This window comes from Mesorhizobium sp. LEGMi-168a, assembly GCF_058312955.1.
Window position 1 is genome coordinate 1 of the sequence record NZ_JBZEGV010000059.1, and the last position, 11,918, is coordinate 11,918.

Here is an 11,918-nt window from a genome sequence, read left to right on the forward strand (position 1 = left end):
CCTTACCACTGTTGATGACCTTGGTGATGCCGATCGCCTCGGTTTTCTCCCGCTGATACGTAAACTCGGCCGTGTCCTGAAGAACCAGGATCGGCCCCTCGGCGTCCGCCACGCGATCGCGGGTTGCATCGAAGTGGCCTTTCAGGATCGCGTGCTCATTGACCCTACCGTTGGAGAAAAATCGGTAGGCGGCCTTGGTGTTCGCCCAATCCTGACAGGCTCGGGGAATGGTCTGGCCCATGGCACCGCCAATTGGTCGAAAACCTGAACGAAGGCGCTTGTCCAAGCGCTTGTCGGGGAGTTGGCCTTCCGCAATCTCCTCGTCCATCCAATTCTGCGGACGTGCTTTGGTCATCGGGGCCCCGGCTGCGATTCGGAGCCACGGACAGAATCACAGCAGATTCAACCGAAGCAATAGTCAGCAGCCCGTTCTCCAAGACGCGGCCGAACTTGTGGGTAATTGAAAGCCGGCGAGAGCCGCCTTGCGCGAGCACGGTAGCGAGGCTGCGCTGTTAAGGTCGTCCTTACGAGCGCAGTTGGCAGCACAGCATCAGCCATGTGACATTATTGACCGGGCCGGAGCGGCGGCGTCGTTGGAGTGAAGAGGATCAGTGCCGGATACTGGCCGCGGCATTCGCGCCCGGGGCCACGGTGGCGGCGGTGGCGCGTCAGTACGATGTCGCGACCAGCCTGATCTATAAGTGACGCCGCACGGTGAGAGCCCGCGAGACGGGCTTTGCCGAGTTTGTCGGTGTTCCCGATGAGCCTGTCGCCGCTTCGGTGCCGGCGGCGCCACCAGCGGTGATCGAGCTGGAGATCGCCGGCAAGGTGCGGCTGCGGTTTCCGCTGACCACGCCGCCGACACTGGCGGCGGCGATGGTGAAGGCGCTGGGCGTTTCATGATCCCGGTTCCGAGCCAGGTGCGGATCTAGGTGCGCAGCCGCTTGAGCGCCCTGTTGGCGCGCTTAAACTTGTGTGGATGCCAGCCGTTTTGCAAGGAGAGCTTTGAACTTTTGGGCGTGTGATCGAGTGCGAACTTGTGTCAGGCCTTTCAGGTGCGGCCATTCACATGCCGCGGGCCGGTATGGTGATGCGCGGATCAGGTCCAAATCTGCTTGGCGAGCTCATGCAGCTCTCGTTCAAACACTGGTTTTCCTGACCCCGATCTGATTGATCATTTGCCCATGCGGTTCTTGCCTTCCTCACATCTCCGACGTACCGGCTTCAGGAGCGCAGCAGAGTGTTCATGCAGGCACCAGCGCCGGATTCCGGTAATCCTCTTGTTTCGTTAGCATCGCCCAGATGCCGCGCGCCATCTTGTTGGCCAGTGCGATTGCTACCAGCATGCGCGGCTTCTTCGCCACCATGCGGGCAAGCCAAGAGCCTTCGGGCATGCCCTTCCTGAAAGCCCATTGCACCACAGCCATGGCACCAAGGATGAGCAGACGTCGAATATCACGCTGGCCCATCTTCGAGCTCTTCCCCAATCGTCGCTTGCCCCCGGTCGACTTCTGCAGCGGCACCAGCCCGAGCCAGGCGGCGAAATCGCGACCGCACTTGAAGGTCTCCATCGGCGGCGCAAAGGTTTCAACGGCAAGGGCGGCGATGGGACCGACACCAGGCATGGTCTGCAAGCGCCGCGATGCTTCAGCTTTCCTGGACAGCGCGCCGATCGTCTTCTTTAGTGCGGCGAGCCGGCCGGTCAACTGATCGATCTGGTCCAACAAAGCACTGCAGATCTCGCGCACCAGACCCGGCAATTGTGTATTCTCGTCCTCGACGACCTCTGCCAGGCGCCGCACATAGCCAATCCCTTGCGGAGCAACATGGCCGAATTCATAGAGATGCGCGCGCAAGGCGTTGACCAGTTCGGTGCGCTGATTGACCAACTGCTCACGGGTGCGAAACACGATCGCCCGGGACTGCTGCTCCTCGCTCTTCGGTTCGACAAAGCGCATCGTCGGCCGTTGCGCTGCCTCGACAATTGCCTCCGCATCCGCCGCGTCATTCTTATGGCGCTTGATGAACGGCTTGACATAACCAGAAGCGAGCAGTTTCGGCTGATGGCCAAGCTCGGCCATCTCGCGAGCCCAGTAGTGGGCGCTGCCACACGCCTCCATCGCCACAACACAGGCCGGATGATCCGTCATGAATGCACGGAACTGCGCGCGCGTCAGCTTCTTGCGAAACACAACCGATCCGTCGGCTGCCGCCCCGTGCAGTTGGAATACGTTCTTTGCCAGATCGACGCCGATGATGGAAACCTTTCCCATGGATGCCTTCCTCTCCTTTGCTTGGCTCTAACGCCACGATCTTGGCACATTGCGATGCCGTCGGAGTAGGCTGGCATCCACCCCATCTGCTTGGCTGGGCATAATGCTGATGCTTGATCCGTGCGAACTTGCCGAGGCGCGCATAGGACTGGCGCAGCACGACGCCATGCTTCCTGGCCAGCGTCACCAGCCGCTCGCGGGCCCGCTGCATCAGCTTGGTGTCGGTCGGGAAGGTGATGGCCTTCTCCTGCACGGTGGTGTCGACGATCACCGCGCGGAAGTCAGCCGGCTTGGTCGCCCCCAGCGGGGTCGCCGCCGCGAGGCTCTCCTGCACCAGCGCCATCAGCCGCTCCTCGCCCATGCGCAGGCGCCAGCGCGTCAGCGAAGTGCGATCGAAGACCAGGCGGTGCTGGAAGAACTCCTCGCCGCAGAACAGCTGGTAATAGGGGTTTTCCAGCCAGCGCTCGCACAAGCCTTCATCGGATAGGTTGTGCATCGACTTCAGGATGGCCAACCCAGCCAGCAGCCGGGTCGGCAGCGGCGGCCGGCCAGGGTCGTCGTCATAGACCTCGCCAAGCCGCTCTTCGAGAAAGTGCCAGTCGATCGCCTTGGCCAGCTTCACCAGCGCATGACCCATGTTGAGGATTTGATCGAGCCGAGCCCGCAACAGGTCACTCTGGCCGCTATCTCATCGTTCCTTGGGCCGCATCGCGTGCTCCATCGCGTCAAACCAGCCAAATCACGCGTACAGGCACGATTACATTTTGCCGGAAATCGCCCTCCAAGGCCACGATTTCCGGCAAACTCAAAATCAGGGTAAAATCATAAATTGAATCAAAGTTTTCCGTGTTCTTCACGGACGACTAATCCGCCGTCACAGAGTGGAGCGACGCTAAGCTTATGGACCGGGATTCACATCCGCGGAGCTTGGCCGAGGGGCTCACCTTTCCCCCTCGATCACAAACCGCTCGACCCTCGCCACGGGTCGCGTGAGCAACGACGTCGTCTGCCTTGCGAAAGCCTTCAGAAACTCCAAGTGCGTCATCAGCTGTCACCTCCGGCCTCAGGCGGCGCATCGTTACGCGCAGCCATTCGGTCCTCCGAGGATCGCTGAGCTTCCAGAACCGAGTTTTCATCGTCCGGACCGAATGACAAACTTCAGATAGCGCATGCCTCAACTAGGTGACGATTCTGGGTCTCGCCTGGCCAATCAAGCTTCCGCGAACCACCAGCGTTCGGCGCAGCGAAAACCGTCCCAATCCCAGTTGGACGCGATCTTATTGTGACCGACTTTCGTCGAAAGCGCGTTGACGTAGTTGGCGAAGACTGGAGTGACAGTGCCACCGTCGTCTCTGCAGAGGGCCTGCATCTCCGAATACATCTGCAGCCGCTTTTCGTCGTCCAGCTCAGACCGAGCGGAGAACAAGAGTTCGTTGAAGCGAGGGTTCTTCCAGTGGGTATCGTTGTAATTTGCATCAGCGGCATAGACCTCGGAGAACATCCAGTCCGCGGTGGGCCGGCCGCCCCAATAGCACATCGACCAGGGCTTCTTGTTCCAGACGCTTTCCCAGTAGCCGTCGCTTGGCTCACGGACAACGTCAATAGTGATTCCGGCCTTGGCTGCGTCCTGCTGATAGAGCACCGCGGCGTCGACTGCACCTGCAAATACCGCATCAGAAGTAGACAAGGTGACTTTCAAATCCGAAAGGCCCGCTTTCTTTAGATGGAATCTTGCCTTGTCTGGATCGAACTCGCGCTGGGGCAGATCCTTGGCGAAGAAGCGATTTGTCGAGGCAATTGGGTGGTCGTTGCCAAGCTGCCCATATCCGCGCAGCACGGTATCAAGCAGCTGTTGCCGATTGATCGCATACTTTAGAGCCAAGCGCACGTCCGGGTTGTCGAACGGTGGAACATCAACAAGCATCGGCAAGGTATAGTGTTGAGTACCGCTGACGGACAGGATCTCCAAGCTCTTGTTCCGCTCCAGGAGATGAACGGTTTTGAGGTCGCACCTGTCCATTGCGTGGATCTGGCCTGTTGTCAGCGCGTTCGTTCGCGCCGTGACATCATGTATCGAAAGAACTTCGAAGGAGTCGAACCAAGCCGCATTCGATTTCCAGTAGTTCGGAAAACGTTTGGACGTCGCCTTGACGCCGAAGTCGATTGTATCGAGAACATATGCTCCCGCGCCAACGCCGGACGTGTCGGCCTTGCCGTCCTTTGCCTGCATGATGGCTAGGCTAAAGTGTTCCAGAAGGAATGGAAAATCCGCATTGCCATTTTTTAGGACTACGACAAATGTTCCGGAACCATCGGAACGGATTTCCTCTATTGTATCGACGATGGATTTTGCCTGTGACTTCGATTGTTCGCCTCGGTGGTGGTTGATCGTGGCAACAACATCCTCGGCTTGCAGAGTCTTGCCATTGTGGAACTCGACGCCTTTCCTGAGCCTGAAGGTCCAAGTTTTGGCATCCTTCGACGCTTCCCAGGATTCGGCAAGTTCACCCACCAGCTTGCCGTCCGAATCGAGTTCGACGAGATAACCGTGCAGACTACGGCCGAACGGCATCATGAATGAATCTCTGTACGTCGCAGGATCGAGCGTGTCCGTTGTGGAGCCTGCGCCAACGCCGATCTTGAAATGTCCGCCTTTTTTCGGTGACGCAACTTGCGCGATCGACGGTAGAACGCCGCTTGCCGAGCCGATGGCAAGCGCGCCGATCGCCGCTGCAGAATTAAGGAACCGCCTGCGGTCTAAGACCGAATTCAGTGCTTGTGTTTGATCCCATTTATTCATTGCAGTTTTCCTCTCTAACAACTGTTATGGTATTTTTTCCAGTGCTCAGCGGCCGCTTCTGGAGCGATGGCTCGCCAAACCAACGTTGATCAGCACGTCACCTGGAGAAGCTCCCACAAGTGGCCTGTCTCAGCCGGTTCAGCGACTACGCTATCAGAGCCGCGGCGCTCCGAGGCTCGTAAAAAAGTAATCTGCCGAATGATTTTATTTCGAATTTTCAGGTGGGCTTCATTGCCTATAACGGGTTGGCTCGCGGCTTGAGCAGCACGTCACACCGCCGCCATCACCAAGGAGAGCCTAGGTTGAACTACGATAGCGCACGGGAGAACAGTCGGGAGCGTCTCAAACGCATGTTGGCGCCGCAAAGTGCGGTGTTCGTAGGCGGAGCATCGATGATACCCGCCATCGACTATTGTCGCGTGCGCGGCTTTCGAGGACCTATCCATGTTGTCAATCCGCGTCGCAGCGAGCTGGCGGGTATTCGCTGTGTGCCCAACGCTGCCAGCCTTCCGGAGATACCGGATGTCGCGTTTATCGCGGTACCCCGCGAGAACGTGGTGGGCGTGGTACGTGAGCTATCGGAAATTGGTGTCGCGGGTGCGATTTGTAATAGTTCTGGCTTCTCCGAAATGCATGGCGGAGAAAAATCACAGCTCGACCTGGTGAAAGCGGCTGGCGGTATGCCGATAATCGGGCCGAATTGTCCCGGCGTGGCCAACTTTGCCGATCAATCTGTCTTCATGATGGACCATTTCGGCGACCATGACGAGAATGGCAGCGTTGCGCTCATAAGCAATGGGGGCTCGTACTTGTCTGATTTGGGAGCTTCGGATCGGTCGCTGCCAGTGGCCTACTCCGTTGGGCTCGGCAATCAGGCAATGATAACCGCAGCCGACGTTATGGATGTGGTTCTGGATGATGAACGCGTTCGCGCAGTGAATCTCTACTTGGAAGGCATTACGGACGCAGCCGTCCTCTCAGCTGCAGGTCTCAAAGCCGCGCGTAAGGGTATTCCAGTGGTCGCAATCAAGGGCGGCCGAACAAGCGCTGGTCGTCGCGCCACGCAGTCACACACCGCTTCACTTGCTGGGGATGATACCGTGACTTCCGCGCTGTTTCAGCGGCTCGGTTTTGTAGAGGTGCGCACTCCGACCGAGGCGCTGGAGACGCTGAAGATGCTCGTGTACGCGCCAAGGGTGAAAGGACGTCGCACGGCGTATGCAACTAGCTCGGGCTCGTATGCGGTGCTTGGTAGCGATATCGCCGAAAGTAATGGGCTTGATCTGCAGCCGCCCTCGGCAGGAGCGGCAGCAGAGCTCGAGAAATATCTGCCCCCATTTGTTCATCCTGCCAACCCTCTCGACGTGTCTTCTGGGGTGGATGCCGGCTTCGACCAAATTCTGAATATTTATCGGGCATACTTGTCGGACGATCGGGACATAGCTTTAAATGTAATGTGCTTCCCGCCCGAGGGCGGCTGGGATCCACAAAGCTGGAACGTCAGCACCAAGGCATTCGCGCAAGCGGCACGCGAGCGGCGGATGCCTGCAGCTTTTGTCAACACCTTGCCGGAAGCGTTACCGAAAAGCGTCCGAGAGAGGATGATCGCAGACGGATTGGTCCCGTTGCAGGGAATGGAAGACGGTCTCCGCGCTGTTTCGAATGCGATGCGCTCGTCGGAACTGGCGGATGTGCTTTCTCGAAGGACAGACGAAGAAATTCTTGTACCAAGGTACCCCATTGATCCGACCGAGGAGATCGCTCTTGACGAGGCATCTGCCAAAGCTGAACTGAGTGCATCTGGCATTGCGGTGCCCCGGAGCGTCGTTGTGACATCAGATCAAACAAGACGGCTGGAAGATCTTAATTTTCCAGTAGCGGTGAAAGCGCTTAGCGCAGGACTGGCACACAAAAGCGAGTTGGGAGCCGTTGTACTGCGCCTGAGAACGCCTGAAGAGGCGTGGCAGACCGTGCGCACGATGGCAGAGAAATTAAAGCACGCTGCCCCCGAAATCTCCATTCAGAACTTCCTAGTGGAAGAGATGGTGAAGGATGGAGTCGGCGAGTTGCTTGTAGGCATCCGCCGGGTAAACTCGATGGGCCTTGCCCTTACAATTGGGACGGGGGGCACGGAAGCAGAACTCGTGCGCGATACTACCACGATCCTACTGCCCGCGTCGCGCGCTACGATTGCCGAGGCCGTGAGGAGTCTAAAGCTGTTCCAACTGCTTGACGGTTGGCGCGGCCGTCCGAAGGGCGATGTTGAAGCGGCAGTCGACACCATTCAAACGTTTGCCCAATTCGCCATCTCGAACCGCCAGCGCTTCGTCGAAGCAGAAATCAATCCGCTGATCGTACGCCCTTCGGGGCATGGTGCGGTCGCGGTGGATGCGATCATGCGACTCGTCCAGCACCGCTAATGGCTGACACACTGATCACGGAATCGCAACAGGAGAGATTTGCAAGATGGGCGTTCTGAAAGGTGTTAAGATCGTTGAAATGGCGGGGCTTGGCCCCGGCCCATTTTGCGGCATGTTGCTAGCCGACCTCGGTGCTGACGTGATTTCAGTTGAGCGTCCAGCCGCTGACGCAGGCAACCCACGGCCGTTTGCACTCTGCAGCCGCGGCAAACGCTCGATCATATTGGATTTAAAGAAGCCTGGCGCAGTCGACATCTTCTTGCAACTGATCGATAGTGCTGACGCTCTGATCGAGGGTATGCGGCCAGGTGTGATGGAGCGACTCGGCCTTGGTCCAGACCTCTGCTTGGCGCGCCGTCCATCCTTGGTTTATGGTCGAATGACAGGATGGGGACAGCATGGTCCTCTATCCCAGGCGGCCGGACACGATGCTAACTACGTGGCCCTTTCTGGAGCGCTGTGGGTCGCGACTCAGCCTGGTCAGAGGCCTGAGGCACCACCGACATTGTTGGGAGATATTGCTGGTGGCGCGCTATATCTAGCTTTGGGGATCCTCGCTGGCATTCTGCGCGCCAGACAAGATGGCCGTGGCCAAGTCATAGACGCTGCAATGGTCGATGGCTCCGCGCACCTGCTAAATCTTCTGATAACATTTCTTCCGGAGTTTGGCAGCGCGTTCGAAAATGTAAAGCCAGCTGCCCTCGGAAAACACTGGGACCGGGCGTATCTATGCCGTGACGGTGAGTGGATCGTCGTGCAAGCCGAAGAGCCTCAGTTTTATGCGGAATTCATAAGACGCCTCGGCTTGAACCACGACGAGCGCTTCGTAAGCGGACAGAAGAACCAAGAGAGCTGGCAGGCTTTGGGTGATGAGCTCTCTGGAATTTTCAAGACGAAGAGCAGAGCCGAATGGAGCCAACTTCTGGAGGGCACTGACGCTTGCTTTGCTCCCGTCCTCGCCCCGCCTGAAGCGGCTTTGCATCCACATGCTGTCGCACGCCAGATCTATAGGACGATCGACGGCGTGTTGCAGGCTGCTCCTGCGCCACGCTTCTCGGCAACGCCCTCGGCAGAGCTTTCCTCGGTTCCAGTCCGTGGGCAACATACGCAGGAAGTGCTCTCGGAACTGCAGCTTAGCTCAAAAAGAGTGATGAACTGACGAAAGCGGGTGTGCTGGGACCGGCTGCATAGAATGGATTCGGCCCTTCGGCGAACCAGGGGCGAGCGGGCAACAAAGCGCAACGACCGCGCACTGACGTGGATAACAGGAGAGTTGAATGAGCAAGGAGTCCAGTCCAGTTCTAACCGAGCGTCGCGGACATATCTTGATCGTCACCATTAATCGCCCGAAAGTGAGAAATGCATTCGACACTGACACGGCCGTTGCGATGCAGGCAGCGATGGATCTTCTTGATGAAGAGGAAGGCCTATTTGTAGGTGTTCTCACGGGCGCTGGGGGCAATTTCTCATCCGGTATGGATTTGAAAGCGGCGGCAAAGGACGGCCATCCTCCACCCCTTGCGCGTGGGGATTTCGGAATTCTTGGGCGGCCGCCGTGCAAGCCGCTCATCGCGGCGGTGGAAGGATATGCCGTAGCCGGCGGCTTCGAGACATGCTTAGCATGCGACATTATTGTGGCGGCCCGCGACGCTAAATTTGGTCTGCCCGAGGTTCGTCACAACTTATTGGCGACCAATGCTTTGGTTCGCCTTCCACTGCGTATGCCATATCACTTGGCTATGGAACTCGCGCTAACGGGAGCCTTTAGGGATGCCGGCTACTTCGAACGCTTTGGTGTCGTGAACTATCTAACCGATCCAGGCAAAGCCCTCGAGGAAGCGTTGAGGTTGGCTGAATCGCTGCTTGAAAATGGACCGCTGGCTTTGAATGCAAGCAAAGAGATGATGTTTCAGTCACTCGATGGACTGGCAGTCGAAGATCGGTTGAGACGGCTGCCCATCGTTGAGAAGGTATCCAACTCTGAGGACGAGCGCGAAGGCCTGCTAGCATTTGCCGAGAAGAGGAAACCTGTGTGGAAGGGGCGCTAACCTAAGACTTCGTCGGAAGGTACGCTGAGCAAGCTTGTGAAGATGGATCTTCTTGTTCGCAATGCTCGTTTCGGGAGGATCGCCGACGTTTAGCAGAGGTCGACTCTTCTGGCGGACGCCTCGTCGTTCTTGATGTCTCTTCATACTAGCCGATAGGGGAACGTTAGCCGGGAAGCGAAAGTTCCAGCTTTCGCTGAATTTCTGGATCGCTGTCGAGCGTCGCCGGTTGGAACGGTCCGAAACCGCAAAAGGAAGCTGGATCATGGACTTTCAACTCACCGACGAGCAAAAGCTCCTCTACAATACGGCCAGGGAGTTTTGTGAAAAGGAGTTGATCCCGCACGAGGGGCTACTGGAAAAGACCGGCGAGCTCCCGATCGAGCTAGAGTTGGAGATCCGTCGTAAGGCAATGGCCCTTGGTCTGCACGCTTGCAATATGCCCGAAAGTGTCGGCGGCACTGGGCTAGACTGCATGTCGCTGACACTTGTGGAGAAGGGCCTTTCACGCGCTTCGCTGGCTTTAGCGGAGTGTGTGCGCCGACCCAACAATATCCTGGCGGCATGCGAGGGCGATCAGGTTTCTCACTTCCTTGAACCCGTCATGCGCGGCGAGAAGCGCGAATGCATAGCAATGACGGAACCTGATGCAGGATCTGACCTAAGGGCAATGAAGACACGGGCCGTCCAAGACGGAACCGATTGGGTCATAAATGGTACCAAGCACTTCATCTCAAATGCGCGACTTTCTCAGTTTGTCATCCTCTTTGCCGTGACGGGAGAAGGCCAAGTCTCGACCGGCATTAAGAGAAGAACCTCTTGTTTCCTCGTCGATCTGGACGCACCAGGGCTGGAAGTAGCCGGGGGCTACGATCAGTTGGGCCATCGGGGTCATTACAATGACATCCTGCACTTCGACAATGTGCGAGTCGGCAGCTGGCAGATGGTTGGCGGCAAGGGGCAGGGATTCAAGGTCCTCAGCGATTGGCTGGGAGCGGGCCGCCTTACTGTTGCCGCCACGTGCCAGGCGCGCGCCGAGCGGGCCTTCGAGATTGCTGCCGACTATGCCGCCCAGCGCCGGCAATTTGGTCAGCCGATCGGCAAATTTCAGGGGGTAGGCTTTCCCCTCGCCGACATGGCGACCGAAATCCGGCTTGGCGACCTCCTGCTGATGAACACAGCGTGGAGAGTCGACCAGAAGTTCCCTTCAGTCGCGGCAGACTGCGCGATGGCAAAGCTATGGTGCTCGGAAATGCTGGCCCGCGTTGCTGACCAGGCCATTCAGACCTGCGGCGGTATGGGCTTGATGGCTGACCTTCCGTTGGAACGCATCTATCGTGATGCACGGGCTGAGCGCATCTGGGAAGGTACATCGGAGATCCAGCGCCACATCATCAGCCGGGAACTCATGCGCGAGAGAGGAGCATGAATGATAGTATCACATCTGCCATTGCAGCCGTGTAGCCAAGCCGGCATGGGGAATTGCACGACCTCGTCATGATGATGGTGCCACCACATTCCCCGTGCCGACCATTTGCTCTGACATCGCTGCGAGGGGCAGGAACCATACCGACATCAACACACGGCTTTTGATCACGCCAATGCGGACAACCAAGGAAGTGACTGATTAACACGCATGGAGGGTCGATCAAAACTTCCCAAATGTAATCGAGGATTGTGCCATGGCGAAGCTCTGGTGCTCCGAAATGCTGGGACGCGTTGCCGACAAGGCAATCCAGACATGCGGCGGCATGGGCACAATGGCGAATTTTCCGCTGCAACGGATCTACCGCGATGCTCGGTTTGAGCGCATCTGGGAAGGTACATCGAAAATCCAGCGTCACATTATTAGTCGTCAGAGCGGTGTTCTCAGGCCACGGCCCTGAGTTCAGAGGCGCGGATGTAAGCCCATGGCAGCAGGTCGTCGATCTGGCTGTTGGAATGGCCGTTGGCGATGCTGGTGAGGACGTCAGTGAGATAGCCGAGCGGCTCGACACCGTTAAGTTTGCAAGTTTATGCCGACCGCCAAACTATGCCGAGCCCCTCTTCCGATCATGGCGGTACGAAGGCGGCTCGCCGCGATCTCGACATTCCGATTGAGATCATCGCCTGTCCGACAGGTGCATGAAGGCGACGGTTTAGTGATGTCATGGCGGAACGCAGGCTTTCCCCCCAAAAGCGCATGGCGGCGCCAAAGCTCGCCGAGATCCTGGTGAACGCGGCTGACCGGCTGTCGCGTCCGTCGAACTTGTATGCGTGTTTCAGTAAGTCCCGGACACCGATTTCGGTAAGTCGCGGACAGCAATTCCGCTAAATCCCGGACAGCGATTCCGCTAAGTCCCGGACACTTTCCGGGCCGGATTTGACGGTCGGTTCTCGG

Annotated in this window: 10 protein-coding genes and 3 pseudogenes; 7 read left to right on the forward strand and 6 right to left on the reverse strand. The window is 57.9% G+C overall.

The genetic code is table 11. The features are described from left to right. Window positions 1-355: IS4/Tn5 family transposase DNA-binding protein (locus AC4FWB_RS33400; RefSeq protein WP_491030485.1), on the reverse strand; the 355-nt coding region annotated here is incomplete at its 3' end. Window positions 356-558: 203 nt separating this feature from the next. Between AC4FWB_RS33400 and AC4FWB_RS33405 the strand changes: the two genes are divergently transcribed. Together AC4FWB_RS33405 and AC4FWB_RS33410 are read left to right on the forward strand one after the other, a co-directional pair. Then, on the forward strand, window positions 559-705 hold the full coding sequence (locus AC4FWB_RS33405; protein ID WP_491030486.1) for a transposase: 147 nt from the start codon (window positions 559-561) through the stop codon (window positions 703-705). A gap of 9 nt (window positions 706-714) precedes the next feature. Further along, window positions 715-903 (forward strand): transposase, encoded by a 189-nt coding sequence (locus tag AC4FWB_RS33410; RefSeq protein ID WP_491030487.1) that lies wholly within the window; start codon window positions 715-717, stop codon window positions 901-903. A 341-nt stretch (window positions 904-1,244) separates the two neighbouring features. Here the strand turns inward: AC4FWB_RS33410 and AC4FWB_RS33415 are convergent, their stop codons facing one another. From AC4FWB_RS33415 to AC4FWB_RS33430, 4 genes and pseudogenes are all read right to left on the reverse strand, one after another. Continuing rightward, window positions 1,245-2,273, reverse strand: a complete 1,029-nt coding sequence (locus AC4FWB_RS33415; protein ID WP_491030488.1) for an IS110 family RNA-guided transposase — start codon at window positions 2,271-2,273, stop codon at window positions 1,245-1,247. 82 nt (window positions 2,274-2,355) lie between these two features. After that, window positions 2,356-2,943, reverse strand: a pseudogene (locus AC4FWB_RS33420) (transposase); the annotation flags it as partial. A 55-nt stretch (window positions 2,944-2,998) separates the two neighbouring features. Further along, window positions 2,999-3,130, reverse strand: a complete 132-nt coding sequence (locus tag AC4FWB_RS33425) for a hypothetical protein (protein ID WP_491030489.1) — start codon at window positions 3,128-3,130, stop codon at window positions 2,999-3,001. A gap of 353 nt (window positions 3,131-3,483) precedes the next feature. Next, a complete protein-coding gene (locus AC4FWB_RS33430) occupies window positions 3,484-5,073 on the reverse strand; it encodes an ABC transporter substrate-binding protein (RefSeq protein ID WP_491030490.1) in 1,590 nt (529 codons plus the stop codon). A 302-nt stretch (window positions 5,074-5,375) separates the two neighbouring features. Here AC4FWB_RS33430 and AC4FWB_RS33435 point away from each other — a divergent pair, with 302 nt between their 5' ends. The 5 genes and pseudogenes from AC4FWB_RS33435 to AC4FWB_RS33455 all read left to right on the forward strand — a co-directional run. After that, on the forward strand, window positions 5,376-7,493 hold the full coding sequence (locus AC4FWB_RS33435) for an acetate--CoA ligase family protein (RefSeq protein WP_491030491.1): 2,118 nt from the start codon (window positions 5,376-5,378) through the stop codon (window positions 7,491-7,493). Window positions 7,494-7,539: 46 nt separating this feature from the next. Then, on the forward strand, window positions 7,540-8,652 hold the full coding sequence (locus tag AC4FWB_RS33440; protein WP_491030492.1) for a CaiB/BaiF CoA transferase family protein: 1,113 nt from the start codon (window positions 7,540-7,542) through the stop codon (window positions 8,650-8,652). A gap of 118 nt (window positions 8,653-8,770) precedes the next feature. Continuing rightward, window positions 8,771-9,541 carry a crotonase/enoyl-CoA hydratase family protein gene (locus AC4FWB_RS33445; RefSeq protein ID WP_491030493.1) on the forward strand — a complete coding sequence of 257 codons (771 nt, stop codon included), beginning with the start codon at window positions 8,771-8,773 and terminating at the stop codon, window positions 9,539-9,541. Window positions 9,542-9,803: 262 nt separating this feature from the next. Further along, window positions 9,804-10,967 (forward strand): acyl-CoA dehydrogenase family protein, encoded by a 1,164-nt coding sequence (locus AC4FWB_RS33450; protein ID WP_491030494.1) that lies wholly within the window; start codon window positions 9,804-9,806, stop codon window positions 10,965-10,967. Between the two features lie 217 nt (window positions 10,968-11,184). Next, window positions 11,185-11,424, forward strand: a pseudogene (locus AC4FWB_RS33455) (acyl-CoA dehydrogenase family protein); the annotation flags it as partial. On the opposite strand, the pseudogene AC4FWB_RS33460 reads toward AC4FWB_RS33455, so the two are convergent. Continuing rightward, a pseudogene (locus AC4FWB_RS33460) lies at window positions 11,408-11,551 on the reverse strand (transposase domain-containing protein); the annotation flags it as partial. The pseudogenes AC4FWB_RS33455 and AC4FWB_RS33460 sit on opposite strands and share 17 nt — an antisense overlap. Between the last annotated feature and the right edge of the window lie 367 nt (window positions 11,552-11,918).

Bases quoted from the DNA above. Each gene is read 5' to 3' on its own strand.
- AC4FWB_RS33415 (WP_491030488.1), bottom strand. From the start codon at position 2,273: ATGGGAAAGGTTTCCATCATCGGCGTCGATCTGGCAAAGAACGTATTC.
- AC4FWB_RS33430 (WP_491030490.1), bottom strand. From the start codon at position 5,073: ATGAATAAATGGGATCAAACACAAGCACTGAATTCGGTCTTAGACCGC.
- AC4FWB_RS33440 (WP_491030492.1), top strand. From the start codon at position 7,540: ATGGGCGTTCTGAAAGGTGTTAAGATCGTTGAAATGGCGGGGCTTGGC.
- AC4FWB_RS33445 (WP_491030493.1), top strand. From the start codon at position 8,771: ATGAGCAAGGAGTCCAGTCCAGTTCTAACCGAGCGTCGCGGACATATC.
- AC4FWB_RS33450 (WP_491030494.1), top strand. From the start codon at position 9,804: ATGGACTTTCAACTCACCGACGAGCAAAAGCTCCTCTACAATACGGCC.